Raw genomic sequence first — 18,841 nt, 5'->3', positions numbered from 1 at the left:
GCATTACCATCGATTCGCGTCCGCGCGGCAGCGTCGCGCCGGCCGTTCACCCGCGCTTCACTCTCCTGGGGCAGTCTGCCGTCATGCCGGCTTCCGACGACCTCCGCCGCGAACTCGACCGCTGGACGCGCCACCTCGCGTCCGAGCGCCGCCTGTCGCCCAAGACGCTGGAGGCCTATGAGCGCGACATGCGCCAGTTCGTCGGCTTCCTGGCCGAGCGCCGGGGCGGCCCGGCGTCGCTGGCCGACGTCGGCGCCCTGAAGCCCGCCGACATCCGCGCCTTCATGGCGTCGCGGCGCATGGGCGGGGTCGGCAGCCGCTCGCTCATGCGGGGCCTGGCGTCGATCCGGTCGGCCTTGCGCTTCCTGGAGCGCGAAGGGCTGGCGGACGCCTCGGCCCTGTCGGCGATCCGGGGGCCCAAGCTGCCAAAGAGCCTGCCGAAGCCGATCAGCGCGCCGAGCGCCCGGCGCCTCGCCGATCCGGACCTGCGCGCCGGCGAGGACCGCGAAGCCTGGGTGCTGGTGCGCGACGCCGCCGTGCTGGCGCTGCTCTACGGGTGCGGCCTGCGCATCTCCGAAGCGCTGGGCCTGCGCCGCAGCGACGCTCCGCTGGGCGGCCAGGACGCCATCGTGGTCACCGGCAAGGGCGGCAAGACCCGCATGGTCCCGGTGATCCCCCAGGTCACGGCGGCCATCGCCGAGTATGTCAGCCTGTGCCCCTACGCGCTCGCGCCCGCCGAGCCGCTGTTCCGCGGCCAGAAGGGCGGACCGCTGTCGCCCCGCATCATCCAGCTCGCGATGGAGCGCCTGCGCGGCGCGCTCGGCCTCGCCGACACGGCGACGCCCCATGCGCTGCGGCATTCCTTCGCGACGCATCTCCTGGCCCGGGGCGGGGACCTGCGCGCCATCCAGGAGCTTCTCGGCCACGCCTCGCTGTCCACCACCCAGATCTACACCGAGGTCGACACCTCGCGGCTGCTCGCCGCCTACAGGGCCGCGCATCCGCGGGCGTGACGATCAGGTTTTCAATCTGAAGCCGTTGAAGTCGAACAAACTCCGAATTTGTCCATTGATAGAATCAAAAATCGACAATCGGTCCTCCAAATGAAAACTTGGAAGCCTCTCGCCAGGAAAATTAGAAGACATAAAATTAATCAGTTTATCCCTGTTCGAAAATAGCTGGGCTATGATATGTTTAACATTTACTTCCTCACACTCAAACATACGCACAAATCGGAGCACTTCTGTATTTCCGTCGTATTCAGTAAATTTTTTCAGTAAATCCCTGTCGTAATGTCGCAACGACATGATCATTGCCATCGTTAGTGCTCTATAGGTGTCATTCAATGTCTTTTTGTCGAAGTAGGCATCGTATAGTTCAATCTCTCGACAGATTTTTTCGATATCTCGAAGGCTTCCATCATAAAAGCGTGCGGTCCTACCGATAACACTACCCATTGCTGCGCAAGTTACCTGACGATCTCTCACTCGATCCCGGCCGAAGCTAGAATAGATGCTGTTTATAGAAAATGTCTCCAGATCTGATGCAGTTAAGTCGAACGTGTAATCAAACAGTCTTTCGCAATAGCCTCTAACATCCAACTCCCTTCCGTGAACCGAAGTTGCGGATGCCGTCAAAGATTCCGTGTTGAGGCTAGCAAAAAAAATTACGCCCCGCGCCGCAAACAAGTGCTTTATGCACTCGATTATCTTAATTGTAAAATCAGGGCGACATCTGTCTAGTTCGTCGACAATCACCAGAATTTTCTGTTTTGTTGAAATCGACTCAAGAGCCTTACGCGTATTGGTAATTCCGATCCGTGCCTTTTCTATTGCCTCGATTTTGGTCTTAACGAACTTCAGCGCCTCAGTCGAAGCTAGACCTAAACCTGGGGCAATTCCGACCGCAGAACAGGCAAGAACCGGGAAGATGTTCGCTGCAAGGCCAGCTTTGTCATTGTCTATCTCGTCAGGGTACGCACACCGGAGTTCGCTAATTATTGTAGCACAAAGTGATGATTGCGCGTCATCTACGAAGTCGTTTTCCCATGCATTGTACTTAATCACAATATGGCCCTGATTAATCGCTTCGATTGCAAATCGATCAAGCAAAAAGGTTTTTCCAGACCCATATTTTGCCGAAATGCGAATCGAAGTTGGGCCCTCACTGTTTTCTGTGAGTTTTAGAAAAAATGCCGAAACATCTTTACGTGCTAAATTATCGCCACTCCATAAGTCTGTTGTATTGATATCAGCTATTGCGGTTGGTTTAAATTTCATGGCGTGTCCATCCGTTATAAAGCAATGCATGACTTTAGGATCTGCAGATAATGTCGAGCAAGAGGGCGCGCACGTCTTTTCCCTTGCGCATGACGCGAATCGCACGGCAAATCCGCGCGATCCGGGAGGGACCTCATTCATGTCGCACGACGCCGGCCCCGTAGAGGGCGGAAACAAGAAGATCGCATTGCTGATCGGGATCCTGGCGCTGTTCCTGGCCTTCTCGGAGCAGGGCGGCAACGAATCGCAGACCAACTCGCTGGCCGCCAATGTCGAGGCGTCCAATCTCTGGGCGTTCTTCCAGGCCAAGACGGTGCGCGGCACCGCCGTGCGTTCCGCCCAGGAGGCGCTCGAGGTCCAGATGGAGCTGACGCAGGACCCGGCCGCCAAGGCGCTGATGCAAAAGCGCATCGACGCCTGGAAGGCGACCGTGGCCCGCTATGACAGCGAGCCGGAGACCCAGGAGGGCCGCAAGGAGCTCGCCGCCCGGGCGAAGGCCTCAGAGGAGAAGCGCGACCTCTACGCCCGCAAGCACGACCATTACGAGGTCTCGTCGGCGGCGCTGCAGCTCGCCATCGTGATCGCGTCGTCGTCGATCATCACCGGCATCGCCGCCCTGGTCTGGGTCGCGGCCGGCCTCGGCGTCTTCGGCATGGCCTTCATGGCCATCGCGGTGTTCGCCCCGATGGCCGTGCATCTGTTCTGAGGGACGGCGCGCGCGCCGACCTCAGCCGGCGGCGCGAAGCCGCAGGCCCGAATGGGCCTGCTCCCGCGCGACGCGGCGGTCCGCCTCGTCGTGAGTGCGGAAGACCGCGACGAGTTCGGCCAGGCGGTCGACCTGCTCGGCCAGGGACTGGGCCGACGTGGCGCTCTGCTCGGCGAAGGCCGCGTCCTGCTGGGTGACGTGGTCCATGTCGGCGAAGGCCTCGCTCATCACGGTGAGCTGGCGCATCTGTTCGCCGGCCGCGCCGGAGATCGCGTCGACGTCGCCCGCCACCTTGCGGGCGGCCTGGACGATTTGCGCCAGCGCCTCGCCCGTGGAGCGCACGAGGCTGGCCCCCTGCTTGATCTCCGCCGCCGTGGCGTCGATCAGGCCGCCGATGTCGCGCGACGCCTCCCCGGCGCGCTGCGCCAGCGTGCGGACCTCGCTCGCCACCACGGCGAAGCCCTTGCCGGCCTCGCCGGCGCGCGCCGCCTCGACGGCGGCGTTGAGGGCCAGCAGGTTGGTCTGGAAGGCCAGGCCGTCGATGACGCTGGAGATCTCGCTGATGCGGTTCGAGGCCGTCTCGATACGGCCCATGGCGTCGACGGCGTCGACCACGATCGCTCCGCCGCGCTCGGCGACGGACATCGCCTGGCGGGCCTCGTTGGCGGCCGCCATCGACGAGGAGGAGGAGGACTTGACGGAGGCGGCCAGTTCGCGGGCGCTCTGGCCGGTGTCGTCCAGGGAGGCGGCCTGGGTCTCGGTGCGCCGCGCCATGTCGTCGGAGGCGCGGGCCGCTTCGGCCACGCCGATGCGGATCGCCTCCACGGCGCCGAGCACTTCCTGGATGGCCCGCCGCATCTGCGCCGCCGCTTCGTTGAAGTCGTGCTTGAGCGCGTCATATTCGGGCGGGAAGGCGTCCGCGATGTGGACCGCGAGATCTCCGGCCGCGAGACGCCGAAGCGCGCCCGCCAGCGTCTCGACGATCCGCGACTGCTCGTCCGCAAGGGCCGCCCGCTCGGCTTCGGCGGACTGACGCTCGGCGTCGGCGCGCCGGCGATCAGCCTCCGAGAGCTCGCGCTGGGCCACGGCCTCGCGCTCCAGGCGCTCGCGGTCGATCGCGGCCTGCTGGAAGGTGAGCACCGCACGCGCCATCTGGCCGATCTCGTCCTGGCGATGGCGCGCCGGGATCTCGCCGACGGTCGATCCGGACGCCAGGTCGAGCATGGCGTCGCGCAGCCCCGACAGGGGGCGCGAGGTCGTGCGCGCCACCACCAGGGAGGCGACCAGGCCGACGCCGAGCGCCGCCAGGATCGTGGCCAGGATGATCTGCTGCGTCAGGGCCTGGGCCGCCCCCAGCCGTTCGGCCGCCCGAAGGCTGTCGGCGGCGACGTTCTCCTCCAGGGAGGTCAGGACGGGGGCGATCACGTCGAAGGCGCCGGTCAGCTTCTCGGCGGCGCGCACGAAATCGGCCTCCGCATCGCTCCAGGCCGCAAACCGCGTCCCGATCGCGGCGATGTCGGCCTCGAGCGCCGCCTTGGCGGCCTCGTCGGCATGCAGCTTGCCGATCGCCCGCTCGACCCGGCCCTTGGCGACCTCCCAGCCTCCGAGCTGGCTGACGTCGGTGGTGCGGCGAAATTCGGCTTCGGTGGCCCGCATGGTGGCGAGCCCCTGCAGCATCCGCTCGGCCAGCGGCGCGTCCTCGTCGGCGATGTCGTTGCGGGCCTTGTTGGTCAGGCGCGAGGAGGCGTCGGCCAGATCCTTGACGAGCCCGTCCTGGCCGTCGCCGCCGATCCGGGCCTTCAGGTCCTGGACGGCCTTGAAGTCCGACGCGATGCTGGCGACCTCGGCCTCCGTGGAGGCGAGGTCCTTGGCGTAGCGCTCGGCGTAGGGGAGCGCGCTCAGCGTCTGGACCGACTTGCGCAGGCCCGCGAGCTCCGTGGAGAAGCGCTCGGCGTCGGCGTCGTCGCGGCGGAAGCGCAGGTCCCGGCTGATGGATTTGAGGCTGGTCTGGTCGATCGCGACCCGCTGGGCCTGCCGCCCGATGGCGGCGAAGCCCTGGGCCTCGTCGAAGGCGGCGGCCACCCGGTCCCGCCCCACCACATAGGCCCCACCGACGACGAGCAGGCCCGAGATGAAGATACAACTTAGAAGAGTAATTCGAGCAGAAATCGACAGATTTGAAGCTGAAAGTTGCATGACCTGCTCCGCTGGGAGGCTTTAACCCCCCTGATTATCGGAGACAGGTGAAGAAACTGAGTCCTCCCGCCGTGGTGCGGCGGGAGGCTAAACGGGCGTCAGATGTGGATCGCGCGCTTCTCGACCGCCATGGCGGCCTCCTTGACGGCTTCGCTCATCGTCGGATGGGCGTGGCACGTGCGGGCGAGATCTTCGGAGGAGCCGCCGAACTCCATCAGCACGGCCGCCTCGTGGATCATCTCGCCGGCGCCGGCGCCGATGATGTGGACGCCCAGCACCCGGTCGGTGTTGGCGTCGGCGATCACCTTCACGAAGCCGTCCGAATGCCGCACCGCGCGGGCGCGGCCATTCGCCGTGAACGGGAACTTGCCGATGTTGTAGGCGACGCCGGCGGCCTTCACCTCTTCCTCGGTCTGACCGACGGAGGCGACCTCCGGCATGGTGTAGACCACGCCCGGGATGACGTTGTAGTTCACGTGCCCGGCCTTGCCGGCCAGGATCTCGGCCATGGCGACGCCCTCGTCCTCGGCCTTGTGGGCCAGCATCGGGCCGCGCACCACGTCGCCGATGGCGAACACGCCCGGCACGTTGGTCTGGAAGTGCTCGTCGATGACGACGCGGCCGCGCTCCATGGCGACGCCGACCTGCTCGAGGCCGAGGCCTTCCGTGTAGGGCCGCCGGCCGATGGCGACCAGCACCACGTCGGCGTCCATGGTCTTGGCCTCGCCGCCCTGGGCGGGCTCGATGGTGACGCTGGCGCCGCCCTGGTGCGTCTCCACCTTGGTGACCTTGTGGCCGAGCGTGAAGGAGACGCCCTGCTTCTCCAGGATGCGCTGGAACTGCTTGGCCACCTCGGCGTCCATGCCGGGCAGGATGCGGTCGAGGAACTCCACCACCGCGACCTCGGCGCCGAGGCGCCGCCAGACGGAGCCGAGCTCCAGGCCGATGACGCCCGCGCCGACCACCAGCATCTTGGCCGGGACCTTGTCGAGCGCGATCGCGCCCGTGGAGGAGACGATCACCTTCTCGTCGATGGCGACGCCCGGCAGCGGCGCGACGTCCGAGCCGGTGGCGATCACGATGGCCTTGGTCTCCAGCGTCTGCTCGGAGCCGTCTTCCGCCGTGACCTTGACCTGGCCCGGGGCCGTGATCACGCCCGTGCCGTGGAAGGCGTCGACCTTGTTCTTCTTGAGCAGGAAGCCGACGCCGTTGACGTTGGCCGCCACGGTGTCGTCCTTGTGCTTCATCATCGCCGGCAGATCGAGCTCGGGCGTGCCGACCTTGACGCCCAGGGCCGGGAAGTCATGCGTGACCTCGTCGAACATATCGGAAGCGTGCAGCAGCGCCTTGGACGGGATGCAGCCGATGTTCAGGCAGGTGCCGCCATGCGTCTTGCGCTTCTCGACCACGGCGGTCTTGAGGCCCAGCTGCGCGGCCCGGATGGCGCACACATAGCCGCCCGGGCCGGTGCCGATGACGATCAGGTCGTAGGACATGGAAACTGCTCCGCAGCTGCTGAGGCGCGCCTCGTCATGAGGCCGCGGCCGTCTCCCCTCCCCCGTGTGGGGAGGGGCGGGGGTGGGGTCTCCACCCGTTGTCTTGTTGAGAGAGGGCGCACCCTGCGCGAACCGCGGCGACCGCCGCCCCTAGCCCCTCCCCACGGGGGGAGGGGGATCACCGCCGAGCCGCGTCGATCACAGATCCAGCACGAGACGCGCCGGATCCTCCAGGGCTTCCTTGACGCGCACCAGGAAGGTCACGGCCTCCTTGCCGTCGACCACGCGGTGGTCGTAGCTCAGCGCCAGATACATCATCGGGCGGATCTCGATCTTGCCGCCGATCGCCATCGGGCGCTCCTGGATCTTGTGCATGCCCAGGATGCCGGACTGCGGCGCATTCAGGATCGGGGTCGACATCAGCGAGCCGTAGATGCCGCCATTGGTGATCGTGAAGGTGCCGCCCTGCATCTCGTCGATCCTGAGCTGGCCGTCGCGGGCGCGCTTGCCGAAATCCGCGATGGTCTTCTCGACGCCCGAGATGGAGAGCTGGTCGGCGTCCCGCACCACCGGAACCACGAGGCCCTTGTCGGTCCCGACCGCGATGCCGATGTGGTAGTAGTTCTTGTAGACGAGGTCCGTGCCGTCGATCTCGGCGTTCACGGCCGGGATTTCCTTCAGGGCCTGCACGCAGGCCTTCACGAAGAAGCCCATGAAGCCGAGCTTGTTGCCGTGCTTCTTCTCGAAGATGTCCTTGTACTTGGCGCGGAGCGCCATGACCTCGGTCATGTCGACCTCGTTGAAGGTCGTCAGCATCGCGGCCGTGTTCTGGGCGTCCTTCAGGCGGCGCGCGATGGTCTGGCGCAGCTTGGTCATGCGCACCCGCTCTTCGCGGGAGGCGTCGTCCGGCGCGCTCGGCGCGCGCATCTGGACCGGAGCCGCGGCGGGGGCCGGAGCCGACGCGCCGGTCGCGATGGCGGCCAGCATGTCGCCCTTGGTGACCCGGCCATCCTTGCCGCTGCCGCCCACGGTCGCCGGATCGACGCCGCTTTCGGCCGCGAGGCGCTGCACCGAGGGAGCCTGGGGCGTCCCGGCGGGGACGGTCCGGGCCGGCGCGGCCGCAGGGGCCGGGGCGGCGGGCGCCTGCTTCGGCGTGTCCTCCGGCTTGGGCTGCGCGGCCGCCTTGGCGACCGGAGCCGCGGCCTGGGCGCCGTCCCCGGCCGAGATGGAGCCGAGCAGCGCGCCGACGCCGACGGTCTCGCCGTCCTTGGCGGTGATCTCCGAGAGGACGCCTGAAGCGGGCGCGTTCACCTCGAGGGTGACCTTGTCGGTCTCCAGCTCGACCAGCGCCTCGTCCGCCTTCACGGCGTCGCCGGGCTTCTTGAACCACTTTCCGATGGTGGCTTCGGTCACCGACTCGCCAAGGGTCGGAACGCGGATGTCAGTCGCCATGTTGCAGTCTGGGGATGCGGGCGGACGGCCCTGAAGGCGGGAAAGGTTGAGGCGGGACGGAAGGGGGTCTTGGCGGTCAGACCGCGAAAACCTCCTCCAGGAAGGCGCGAAGCTGCGCCAGGTGCTTGGACATGAGGCCGGTGGCGGTCGCGGCGGAAGCCGGGCGGCCGGCGTAGCGCGGCTCCTTCACCTTCATGCCGGAACGCGCCAGGACCCAGCGCAGATAGGGCTCCACGAAGGTCCAGGATCCCATGTTCTTGGGCTCCTCCTGGCACCAGACCACGTCCGCGTTCTTGAAGCGGGCGAGCTCGGCGGCCAGCGCCTTCACCGGGAAGGGATAGAGCTGCTCGACGCGCAGCAGGTAGACGTCGTCGACCCCCCGCTTCTCGCGCTCCTCGTAAAGGTCGTAATAGACCTTGCCCGAGCACAGCACGACGCGGCGGATCTTGTTGTCCTTGGCGAGCTTGATCTTCTCGCCCTTGAGCATCTGGGCGTCGTCCCACAGCAGGCGGTGGAACGAGGAGCCTGGGCCCATCTCGTCGAGCCGCGACACGGCGCGCTTGTGGCGCAGCAGCGACTTCGGCGTCATCAGGATCAGCGGCTTGCGGAAGTCGCGCTTCATCTGGCGGCGCAGGGCGTGGAAGTAGTTCGCCGGCGTCGAGATGTTGGCGACCTGCATGTTGTCCTCGGCGCACATCTGCAGGAAGCGCTCCAGGCGCGCCGAGGAGTGCTCCGGCCCCTGGCCCTCATAGCCGTGCGGCAGCAGGCAGACGAGGCCCGACATGCGCAGCCACTTGCGCTCGCCCGACGAGATGAACTGGTCGAACACCACCTGCGCGCCGTTGGCGAAGTCGCCGAACTGCGCCTCCCACAGCGTCAGGGCGTTCGGCTCCGACAGCGAGTAGCCATACTCAAAGCCGAGCACGGCCTCCTCGGAGAGCATCGAGTTGATGACCTCGTAGCGGGCCTGGCCGTCCTTGATGTGGTTCAGGGGCGTAAAGCGCGCCTCCGTCTCCTGGTCGATCAGCACCGAATGGCGCTGCGAGAAGGTGCCGCGCTCGGAATCCTGGCCCGACAGGCGGACCGGATGGCCCTCCAGCACGAGCGAGCCGAAGGCCAGCGCCTCGCCGGTCGCCCAGTCGATGCCCTCGCCGCTGTCGATCGCCTTGCGGCGATTGTCCAGGAAGCGCTGGATCGTGCGGTGGACGTTGAACCCGTCGGGCGCGGTGGTGATGCGCTCGCCGATCAGCTTGAGCTGGTCGATCGGCAGCCCGGTCTGGCCGCGCCGGGGATCCTCTTCCTCTTCCTTCACGGCCTTCAGGCCGGCCCAGCGGCCGTCGAGCCAGTCGGCCTTGTTGGGCTTGTAGGCCTGGCCGGCCTCGAACTCGGCCTCGAGACGCGCACGCCAGTCGGCGCGCATCTTCTCGACCTCGCCCTCGGTGACGACGCCTTCGCCGATCAGCTTCTTGGAGTAGATCTCCAGCGTGGTCGGCTGCTGGCGGATCCGCTTGTACATCAGCGGCTGGGTGAAGGCCGGCTCGTCGCCCTCGTTGTGGCCGAAGCGGCGGTAGCAGAACATGTCGATGACGACGGGCTTGTGGAACTGCTGCCGGAACTCGGTCGCCACCTTGGCGGCGAACACCACCGCCTCCGGGTCGTCGCCGTTCACGTGAAAGATCGGGGCCTCGATCATCTTGGCCACGTCGGACGGATAGGGCGAGGAGCGCGAATAGCGCGGATAGGTGGTGAAGCCGATCTGGTTATTGATGATGACGTGCACGGAGCCGCCGGTGCGGTGGCCCTTCAGGCCGGACAGCCCCAGGCACTCGGCCACCACGCCCTGGCCGGCGAAGGCCGCGTCGCCATGGATGAGCAGCGGCATCACCTTGCCGCGCTCGACCACGTCGTTGAGCTGGTCCTGCTTGGCGCGGACCTTGCCCAGCACGACCGGGTCGACGATCTCCAGATGCGACGGGTTGGCGGTGAGCGAGAGATGGACGTTGTTGCCGTCGAAGGTGCGGTCGGACGAGGCGCCCAAATGGTACTTCACGTCGCCCGAGCCCTCGACCTCGTCGGGCGCGTAGGAGCCGCCCTTGAACTCGTGGAACAAGGCGCGGTGGGGCTTGGCCATCACCTGCGTGAGCACATTGAGGCGGCCGCGATGGGCCATGCCGACCACGACCTCCTTCACGCCCAGATTGCCGCCGCGCTTGATGATCTGCTCCAGCGCGGGGATCAGCGCCTCGCCGCCGTCGAGGCCGAAGCGCTTCGTGCCCGTGTATTTGACGTCGATGAACTTCTCGAAGCCCTCGGCCTCGACCAGCTTGTTCAGGATGGCGCGCTTGCCCTCGCGGGTGAAGGCGATCTCCTTGTCCGGTCCCTCCACGCGCTCCTGGATCCAGGCCTTTTCGGCCGGATTGGAGATGTGCATGAACTCGTAGCCGATGGTGGAGCAATAGGTCCGCTTCAGGATCGCCAGCATCTCGCGGATGGTGGCGAACTCCAGCCCCAGCACGTGGTCGATGAAGATCTTGCGGTCCCAGTCGGCCTCGGTGAAGCCGTAGGAGGAGGGATCAAGCTCCTCGTGGTCGGTGCGCGTCGCGATGGCGAGCGGGTCGAGGTCGGCGTGCAGGTGGCCGCGCATGCGGTAGGCGCGGATCATCATGAGGGCGCGGACGGAGTCCCTCGTGGCCTGCATGAGCTCGGCCTGCGAAACCTCGGCGCCCTTCGGGGCGGCGAGCGCCTTGCCCTTCAGCTTGTCGGCGACGATCTTCTCGACCGCGCCCCAGTTGCCGTCCAGCGCGGAGACGAGTTCGCCATTGGCGGCGATGGGCCAGCCGGGCCGGGCCCAGGAGGCGCCGCGGGCGCTCTTCTCCACGGAGGCCTTGTCGTCCTTCAACGCGCCGAAGAACGCCTGCCACTCGGCGTCGACCGCATTCGGGTCGGCCTCGTACTTGGCGTACAGATCCTCGATATAGGCGGCGTTGCCGCCATACAGGAACGAGGTCTGCAGAAGCGCGTCGTTCTGGTCCTGCCGTGCCATCATGTCTCTCCCGCGCCAACCCGGCACCGTCGAATTCCTTGGCGGTGGGCCGCCATCTTGCCCCTCTCCCCGGACGGGGAGAGGGCTGGGGTAAGGGGGTGTTCCGCCGCTCCCCTCATCCGACCTCGCTGCGCTCGGCCACCTTCTCCCCGTTTCGGGGAGAAGGGTTCGGCTCAGCCCTTCAGCACTTCCACGAGCGTCTTGCCGAGCCTTGCGGGCGACGGGGACACACGGATGCCGGCGGCTTCCATCGCGGCGATCTTGTCCTCGGCGCCGCCCTTGCCGCCCGAGATGATCGCGCCCGCATGGCCCATGCGGCGCCCGGGAGGAGCCGTGCGGCCGGCGATGAAGCCCACCATCGGCTTCTTGCGGCCGCGCTTCGCCTCGTCGGCGATGAACTGCGCCGCGTCCTCCTCGGCCGAGCCGCCGATCTCGCCGATCATGATGATCGACTCGGTCTTCGGGTCGGCCAGGAACATCTCCAGGATCTCGATGAACTCGGAGCCCTTCACGGGGTCGCCGCCGATGCCCACCGCGGTGGTCTGGCCCAGCCCCTCGCGGGTCGTCTGGAACACCGCCTCATAGGTGAGCGTACCGGAGCGCGACACGATGCCGACATTGCCCTTCTTGAAGATGTTGCCCGGCATGATGCCGATCTTGCATTCGCCGGCCGTCATCACGCCGGGGCAGTTCGGGCCCACGAGCCTGGACTGCGAGCCCTGCAGGGCGCGCTTCACCTTCACCATGTCGAGCACCGGGATGCCCTCCGTGATGGCGACAATCAGCGGGATCTCCGCCGCGATCGCCTCGCAGATGGCGTCCGCCGCACCGGCCGGCGGGACATAGATCACCGAGGCGTCGGCGCCGGTCTTCTCGCGCGCTTCCGCCACCGTGTCGAAGACGGGCAGGCCGAGATGGGTGGAGCCGCCTTTTCCGGGGGAGGTGCCGCCGACCATCTTCGTCCCGTAGGCGATCGCCTGCTCGGAATGAAAAGTGCCGTTCTTGCCCGTGAATCCCTGGGTGATGACCTTCGTGTTGGCGTCGATGAGAACGGACATCAGTCCCTCGCAAGATTTCGGGTGTCGGCGACGAGCGATCCGGCGTGGCCCCAGTTCTCGTCCTCGACGACGTCGATGACGATATGGATGCTCTCCGGCTTCTTTCCCAGGACGCGCACGAGGGTTTCGCTGAACTCGCGCACGACCTGGGCCTTCGTCTCCCGGGTCAGGTTGGTCGTCGTGGTCTTCAGGTTCACGAAGGGCATGGTCAGCCCTTCACGGCCTTGACGATCTTCTGCGCGGCGTCGTCGAGGTCGTCGGCGGAGATCACGTTGAGGCCCGACTTGGCGATGATGTCCTTGCCGAGCTCGACATTGGTGCCCTCCAGGCGCACCACCAGCGGCACCTTGAGGCCGACTTCCTTCACGGCCGCGATCACGCCCTCGGCGATGACGTCGCAACGCATGATGCCGCCGAAGATGTTGATCAGGATGCCCTGCACGTTCGGGTCGGCGGTGATGATCTTGAACGCCGCCGTGACCTTCTCCTTGGTGGCGCCGCCGCCGACGTCCAGGAAGTTCGCCGGGCTCTCGCCGTAAAGCTTGATGATGTCCATGGTGGCCATCGCCAGCCCGGCGCCGTTGACCATGCAGCCGATCGTGCCGTCCAGCGTGATGTAGTTGAGGTCGTACTTGGAGGCCTCGATCTCCTTGGCGTCCTCCTCGGTCTCGTCGCGCAGCGCGAAGACGTCCGGGTGGCGGTACATGGCGTTGCCGTCGAACGAGATCTTGGCGTCGAGCGCCTTGAGGTTCCCGTCCTTGCCGACGATCAGCGGGTTGATCTCCAGCATCTCCATGTCCTTGGCCACGAAGGCCGCATAGAGTTTGGAGACGAGGCTCTCGGCCTGCTTGGCGAGGTCGCCGGTCAGGCCCAGCGCCTTGGCGACGCGGCGGCCGTGATGCGGCATCACCCCGGTGGCGGGGTCGACCGAGAAGCTGACGATCTTCTCGGGGGTGGAGTGCGCCACCTCCTCGATGTCCATGCCGCCCTCCGTGGAGACCACGAAGGAGATGCGCGAGCTGGCGCGGTCCACCAGCATCGACAGGTAGAACTCCTTGTCGATGTCGGAGCCGTCCTCGATGTAGAGGCGGTTGACCTGCTTGCCGGCCGGGCCCGTCTGGATGGTGACCAGCGTCTTGCCCAGCATCTCGCGGACGTTCTGCTTCACCTCGTCGATCGAACGGGAGAGGCGCACGCCGCCCTTCTCGCCCGCCTCGGCTTCCTTGAACTTGCCCTTGCCGCGCCCGCCGGCGTGGATCTGGGACTTCACGACCCAGAGCGGGCCCCCGAGATCCTTGGCGGCAGCCTCGGCCTCCTCGACCTTGAAGACGGGGCGGCCATTGGAGACCGGAACGCCGAACTCCTTCAGCACCGCCTTGGCCTGGTATTCGTGGATGTTCATGGGGTCCTCGTGAGGTCGTGAGGTCGTGAGATCGTGAGGTCGGCGAAAGAGGCGCGTGAGACCGGCTACCCGATCTCACGACCTCACGAGCTTACGACCTCACGACTTCACTCACGCAAAAGCGGGATTGATCTGCTTGCAGGCGTCGACGAGGCCCTTCACGGCCGCGACGGACTTGGAGAACATCTCCTTCTCGGTCGCGTCGAAGGCGATCTCGACGATCTTCTCGACGCCGTTCTCGCCGATCAGCACCGGCACGCCGACATACATGTCGGAGACGCCGTACTGGCCGTCGAGATAGGCCGCGCAGGGCAGCACGCGCTTCTGGTCGCGCAGGTAGCTCTCCGCCATCGCGATCGCGGAGGCGGCCGGGGCGTAGAAGGCCGAACCGGTCTTCAGCAAGGCGACGATCTCGCCGCCGCCGCCGCGGGTGCGCTTGACGATGCTGTCGAGCTTGTCCTGCGTGAGCCAGCCCATCTTGACCAGGTCGGGCAGCGGCACGCCGCCGACGGTCGAGTAGCGGATCAGCGGCACCATGTCGTCGCCGTGGCCGCCCAGCGTCATGGCGTGCACATCCTTGACGGACACGCCGAGCTCCTCGGCCAGGAAGTAGCGGAAGCGGGCCGAGTCGAGCACGCCGGCCATGCCGACGACCTTGTTTTTCGGCAGGCCGGAGGCCTTCTGCAGCGCCCACACCATGGCGTCGAGCGGGTTGGTGATGCAGATCACGAAAGCGTCGGGGGCGTACTGCTTCAGGCCCTCGCCGACCTGCGACATGACCTTGAGGTTGATGCCCAGGAGGTCGTCGCGGCTCATGCCGGGCTTGCGCGGCACGCCGGCCGTGACGATCACGACGTCGGCGCCGGCGATCGCCTCATAGGAATTGGCGCCCGTGTACTTGGCGTCGAAGCCGTCGACCGGGGAGGATTCGGCGATGTCGAGGCCTTTGCCCTGGGGAACGCCTTCCGCGATGTCGAAGAGAACGACGTCTCCGAGTTCCTTCAGGCCGGCGAGATGGGCGAGGGTTCCGCCGATCTGCCCAGAGCCGATCAGAGCGATCTTCTTGCGCGCCATGAGTCGAGGGTTCCTTGAACAAGCAGCCGTCCCGCGGCAGGCCATGTCCGCCCGGGACGGCAGGTGGCATAGCCCCATCGCATGGCGGCATCAAGTCAACCTAAAGACCGACGCAGGTTGAAATTCCCGCCTTGGGATCAAGATCAACAATGAAGAGCGCGGGGCTTTTTTCGTTGTCCAGCAATGACTTGGGCCGTGGCGCTAGCATTCAATCCCGACGCCTTCGCCTAAAGAAATGGCAGTGACAAAAGACAGAATTTGTCAATCGTAACAGGTTTTTTGGGCCGCCAGCCTAGAGAATTCCCGCCGCCAGGCCGCGCAGGGCCACCCTCAGGGCGGCGGCGAGGCGCTCGTCGAGGAGCTTGCGCGGCGTTTCGCGGTCCATCCGCACGGGGACGGGATGGACGAAGCGGAACACCACGTCGAGCAGCAGGGTGACGGCGCGGTCGCGCCGGCGCACGTGGAACAGGCCGGAGCCGACGCCCTCCTCGACCACCCGGTCGATCAGGGTGCGGACCCTCGCCCGGTGCTTGCGGGCCACGCCGCGCATCTCCTCGAAGGCGTCCACATAGAGGTCGAACAGGTTGGGGTCGGCTTCCAGCTTGTCGCGGTGGGCCGCCGCGAGGCCGAGGATCATGCGCTCCAGCTTGTCGTCGGCCGGGTCGGGCGCGTCGGCGGTTTCGGCCAGCAGGGCCTCGATGGGCCGCAGCCAGGACGCCGTCACGGCGTCGGCCAGCGCCGACTTGGAGCGGTAGTAGCGATACACGTTGGCGTGCGTCATCCCGGCGTCGCGGGCGATGGACGTCACGGTGGTGCGCGCCATGCCGTAGCGTCGCACATGCTCGGCCGCGATCGCCAGGATGCGGGCGTCGGTGCTGTCGGTCGGCGAAACGGGGGCTGGAGGCACGGCGGGTCCGGACGGCTGGGTCCTGGAAGGCATAGCGCGGCGCGCGGGGCGCGTCATTGACCATTCCGGGCGCCCCTCCTAGGGTCGACGCCTCCAACCTGGCGGGTCGCCGTGTCCATACACACCAGAGCGCGCACGCGGGTTCCGAAGCGGACGATCCTCCGGCTGCTCGGGCCGGGGCTCGTGGCGGGGGCCGCGGACGACGATCCGTCGGGCGTCGCCACCTACTCGCAGGCCGGCGCGCAGTTCGGGTTCGGCCTGCTCTGGACGGTCGTCCTCACCTATCCGTTCATGGTGGCCATCCAGGTCGTGAGCGCCCGGATCGCTCGGGCGACCGGCGAGGGCATCGTGGCCAACATGCGGACGGCCTTCCCCCGCTGGGCCATGGTGTGGATCGTCGTCCTGGTGCTGGCGGCCAACACCATCAACATCGCGGCCGACCTCGCCGCCATGGGGGCCGCGACGTCGCTGGTGGTCGGAGGCCACCCGGCCCTCTATGCGGTGCTGCTCGGCGCCTTCTGCGTCGTGCTGGAGGTGCTGGTTCCCTATCGCCGCTATGCGCCCATCCTGAAGGGGCTGACGATCGTCCTGTTCTTCTATGTCGGGACCGTGCTGACCGTGCACATCCCGTGGGAGCAGGCGGCGCTCGGCGCGCTCCTCCCGCAGCTGACCTGGAACGCCGACTACATCGTCACCGTGGTGGCCGTCTTCGGCACCACCATCAGCCCCTATGTGTTCTTCTGGCAGGCGGCCGAGGAGGTCGAGGACATGAAGCTCGATGGCCATGTCCGCGCCCTGCGGGACTATCACGGCCACATCAAGCCCGTCCTGAAGCGCATCGGCGTCGACACGGCGCTGGGCATGGGATTCTCGATCTCGATCGCCGCCTGCATCATGCTGACGACAGCGGCCACCCTCCACCAGCAGGGGATCACCAACATCGAGACGTCGGCCCAGGCGGCCGAGGCCCTGCGGCCGCTCGCCGGTCCGCTCACCTTCTTCCTTTTCGCCCTGGGCATCCTGGGCACCGGGCTCCTGGCCGTTCCGGTCCTGGCCGGATCCGCCGCCTATGCGGTGGCCGAGGCCTTTGACTGGCGGTCCTCGCTGGAGCTGAAGCCGCTGGAGGCGCGCGGCTTCTACTCCATCGTGGCTGGCTCGACCATCATCGGGGCGCTGATCGGCCTGTCGCCGCTCGATCCGATCAAGATGCTGTTCTGGACCGCCGTCATCAACGGCGTGGTGGCGGTGCCGGTCATGGCCGTGATGATGCGCCTCGTGTCGAGCCGCAAGGTCATGGGCCCGGTCGCCGCCGGGCCGGTCCTGCGCATCGGCGGCTGGGCCGCCACGGGCGTGATGGCGCTGGTCGTCGTCGCCATGCTGGCGACCTGGGCGATGGCCTGAGCGGTCCCGCTCAGGTCTCGACCAGTCCGGTCGTGTCGCCCGAGGCGGCGGAGTCGCGACGGCCCTTCGGGGCGGCGAGATAGTCCTGCGAGCGCATCTCGATCAGGCGCGACACGGTGCGGTCGAACTCGAACGCCTCGCGGCCCTCGGTGGCGGTGTAGAGGCTCTGGGCCTCCGCCTGCGCGCTGGCGACCAGCTTGACGGTGTTGTCGTAGAGCGCGTCGATCAGGGTGATGAAGCGCTTGGCCTGGTTGCGGTGCTCGGGCCCCATCACCGGGATGTCGTCGAGGATGACGGTGTGGAAGCGGTTCGCCACCGCCAGGTAGTCCGAGCCGCCCAGCGGCTTGTCGCAGAGATCGGCGAAGCCGAAGCGGGCGACGCCCTGCGCGGCCGCCGGCACGAAGACGTCGTGGCCCTTGACGGTCAGCGTCATGGGGGCGCCCCGGACCCCGCCGGTGAGCCGGCGGAAGGCCTGGTCGAGATGCTCGCGGGCGTCCGCGTCGGCGGGCGTGCGCCAGACGTCGGCGCCGGCCAGCTTCTCCAACCGGTAGTCGGTGCGCGCGTCGAGGCGCACCACCTCCATGCGCTCCTTCAGGAGCTCGATGAAGGGCAGGAACAGCGCCCGGTTCAGGCCCCCCTCATAGAGGCGGTCCGGCTCGACATTGGACGTCGCCACCACGGTCACGCCCTCGGCGAAGAGCGCCGTGAAGAGCCGCCCGAGAATCATGGCGTCGGCGATGTCGGTGACGGTGAACTCGTCGAAGCAGAGCAGCGAGGCCTCGGCCGCGATCGAGGCCGCGACCGGGGGGATCGGGTCGGCGTCCTTCACCGCGCCCCGCTTCACCTGCTGGCGGAAGGCGTGCACCCGCTCGTGCACGTCGGCCATGAAGGAGAGGAAATGGGCGCGCCGCTTGCGGGCGATCGGCGCGGCCTCCAGGAACATGTCCATCAGCATGGTCTTGCCGCGGCCGACCGATCCCCAGATGTAGAGCCCGCGAATGGGCGCCGCCGCCGCGCTCTTGCCGAAGAGCCAGCCCAGCGCGCTGCTCTTGCGGGCGAGATGCCGGTCGGCCAGGGACGCCGCGAGCGCGTCGAGCTTCGCGGCCACGGCCCGCTGGGCGGGATCGGGATCGATCGCGCCCGCAGAGACGAGCGCCTGATAGCGATCGGCGAGTGCGGCTGACACGAGGGGAGCGCTCCGGGGAGGGGCTTGGCGGGCGGGTGGTGCGCGCAGGCTTACCGGTTGCCGCGCCGGCCCGCAACGCGGCCGCGGGCCGCAAACGGACCCGAACGCGGGTTCTGTGCGTTCCCCTGCGCCGAAAGTCGTAGAACAATGCGCGAAACGGGCTGGCCCGGACGCAGGATGACGAGGAGACGCGCCATGGAGCGGTGGACAGGCGGGTGCCGGTGCGGCGACGTCAGGATCGTGGCCACCGGCCAGCCCTATCGGGTCGGCCTGTGCCACTGCATGGACTGCCGCAAGCACCACGGGGCGCTGTTTCACGCCTCGGCGATCTTTCCGCAGGACGCGGTGACGATCGCGGGCGAGACGCGCGACTACGCCGGGCGGTTCTTCTGTCCGCGCTGCGGTTCGCCGGTCTTCGCGCGCAGCGGCGACGAGGTCGAGGTGAATCTGGGGTCGCTGGACGCCCCCGACCAGCTGACGCCGACCTATGAGAGCTGGACCATCCGGCGCGAGGCCTGGCTGCCGGCCTTTCCGCTGGCCCGGCGCTACGAGCGCGACCGCGACCCGACGAGCCGCTTCGAGCCCCCGGCATGAAAAAGGCCGCCCCGGCGAGGGCGGCCTTTTTCGGATCGTCGGGACAG

General features: G+C 67.2%; 15 protein-coding genes. 4 read left to right on the top strand and 11 right to left on the bottom strand.

The genetic code is table 11. The features are described 5' to 3' along the window. The first annotated feature begins 83 nt into the window (after window positions 1-83). On the top strand, window positions 84-1,013 hold the full coding sequence (locus tag ABEG18_RS21710) for a tyrosine recombinase XerC (protein ID WP_406855124.1): 930 nt from the start codon (window positions 84-86) through the stop codon (window positions 1,011-1,013). A 3-nt stretch (window positions 1,014-1,016) separates the two neighbouring features. Here the strand turns inward: ABEG18_RS21710 and ABEG18_RS21705 are convergent, their stop codons facing one another. Beyond that, complete coding sequence (locus ABEG18_RS21705) at window positions 1,017-2,279, bottom strand: P-loop NTPase fold protein (protein ID WP_406855123.1); 1,263 nt, start codon at window positions 2,277-2,279, stop codon at window positions 1,017-1,019. Window positions 2,280-2,418: 139 nt separating this feature from the next. On the opposite strand from ABEG18_RS21705, the gene ABEG18_RS21700 reads away from it, so the two are divergent. Next, entirely contained in the window at window positions 2,419-2,985 is a 567-nt protein-coding gene (locus ABEG18_RS21700; protein ID WP_406855122.1) for a DUF4337 domain-containing protein, read from the top strand. Between the two features lie 21 nt (window positions 2,986-3,006). Here the strand turns inward: ABEG18_RS21700 and ABEG18_RS21695 are convergent, their stop codons facing one another. From ABEG18_RS21695 to ABEG18_RS21655, 9 genes are all read right to left on the bottom strand, one after another. Further along, entirely contained in the window at window positions 3,007-5,181 is a 2,175-nt protein-coding gene (locus ABEG18_RS21695) for a methyl-accepting chemotaxis protein (protein ID WP_406855121.1), read from the bottom strand. A 98-nt stretch (window positions 5,182-5,279) separates the two neighbouring features. After that, the gene (gene lpdA / locus ABEG18_RS21690) at window positions 5,280-6,677 is read right to left on the bottom strand and encodes a dihydrolipoyl dehydrogenase (RefSeq protein WP_406855120.1); all 1,398 of its coding nucleotides are present in this window, start codon (window positions 6,675-6,677) and stop codon (window positions 5,280-5,282) included. Between the two features lie 198 nt (window positions 6,678-6,875). Then, window positions 6,876-8,129: a 2-oxoglutarate dehydrogenase complex dihydrolipoyllysine-residue succinyltransferase gene (gene odhB / locus ABEG18_RS21685; protein WP_406855119.1), complete on the bottom strand. Its 1,254-nt coding sequence runs from the start codon at window positions 8,127-8,129 to the stop codon at window positions 6,876-6,878. Window positions 8,130-8,205: 76 nt separating this feature from the next. Next, window positions 8,206-11,172: a 2-oxoglutarate dehydrogenase E1 component gene (locus ABEG18_RS21680; protein WP_406858675.1), complete on the bottom strand. Its 2,967-nt coding sequence runs from the start codon at window positions 11,170-11,172 to the stop codon at window positions 8,206-8,208. Window positions 11,173-11,345: 173 nt separating this feature from the next. Then, a complete protein-coding gene (gene sucD / locus ABEG18_RS21675; RefSeq protein WP_406855118.1) occupies window positions 11,346-12,230 on the bottom strand; it encodes a succinate--CoA ligase subunit alpha in 885 nt (294 codons plus the stop codon). Continuing rightward, window positions 12,230-12,436 carry a 4-oxalocrotonate tautomerase family protein gene (locus ABEG18_RS21670; RefSeq protein WP_406855117.1) on the bottom strand — a complete coding sequence of 69 codons (207 nt, stop codon included), beginning with the start codon at window positions 12,434-12,436 and terminating at the stop codon, window positions 12,230-12,232. The genes sucD and ABEG18_RS21670 overlap by 1 nt, the downstream gene beginning before the upstream one ends. Before the next feature lie 2 nt (window positions 12,437-12,438). After that, complete coding sequence (gene sucC / locus ABEG18_RS21665; RefSeq protein WP_406855116.1) at window positions 12,439-13,632, bottom strand: ADP-forming succinate--CoA ligase subunit beta; 1,194 nt, start codon at window positions 13,630-13,632, stop codon at window positions 12,439-12,441. A 111-nt stretch (window positions 13,633-13,743) separates the two neighbouring features. Continuing rightward, window positions 13,744-14,706, bottom strand: coding sequence for a malate dehydrogenase (gene mdh / locus ABEG18_RS21660; protein ID WP_406855115.1), 963 nt, complete (start codon window positions 14,704-14,706; stop codon window positions 13,744-13,746). Window positions 14,707-14,998: 292 nt separating this feature from the next. Next, complete coding sequence (locus ABEG18_RS21655) at window positions 14,999-15,613, bottom strand: TetR/AcrR family transcriptional regulator (protein WP_406855114.1); 615 nt, start codon at window positions 15,611-15,613, stop codon at window positions 14,999-15,001. Between the two features lie 111 nt (window positions 15,614-15,724). Here ABEG18_RS21655 and ABEG18_RS21650 point away from each other — a divergent pair, with 111 nt between their 5' ends. Continuing rightward, on the top strand, window positions 15,725-17,014 hold the full coding sequence (locus ABEG18_RS21650; protein WP_406855113.1) for an Nramp family divalent metal transporter: 1,290 nt from the start codon (window positions 15,725-15,727) through the stop codon (window positions 17,012-17,014). Between the two features lie 10 nt (window positions 17,015-17,024). Here the strand turns inward: ABEG18_RS21650 and zapE are convergent, their stop codons facing one another. Then, entirely contained in the window at window positions 17,025-18,200 is a 1,176-nt protein-coding gene (zapE, locus tag ABEG18_RS21645; protein WP_406855112.1) for a cell division protein ZapE, read from the bottom strand. A gap of 195 nt (window positions 18,201-18,395) precedes the next feature. On the opposite strand from zapE, the gene ABEG18_RS21640 reads away from it, so the two are divergent. Continuing rightward, window positions 18,396-18,794, top strand: a complete 399-nt coding sequence (locus ABEG18_RS21640; protein ID WP_406855111.1) for a GFA family protein — start codon at window positions 18,396-18,398, stop codon at window positions 18,792-18,794. The last annotated feature ends 47 nt before the right edge of the window (window positions 18,795-18,841 follow it).

The organism is Alsobacter sp. KACC 23698, from assembly GCF_045348435.1.
In the GTDB taxonomy this organism is placed as follows: Bacteria; Pseudomonadota; Alphaproteobacteria; order Rhizobiales; family Beijerinckiaceae; genus Alsobacter.
Note: the sequence above shows the minus strand (reverse complement) of the source record. Positions and strands in the feature narration are given on the sequence as shown.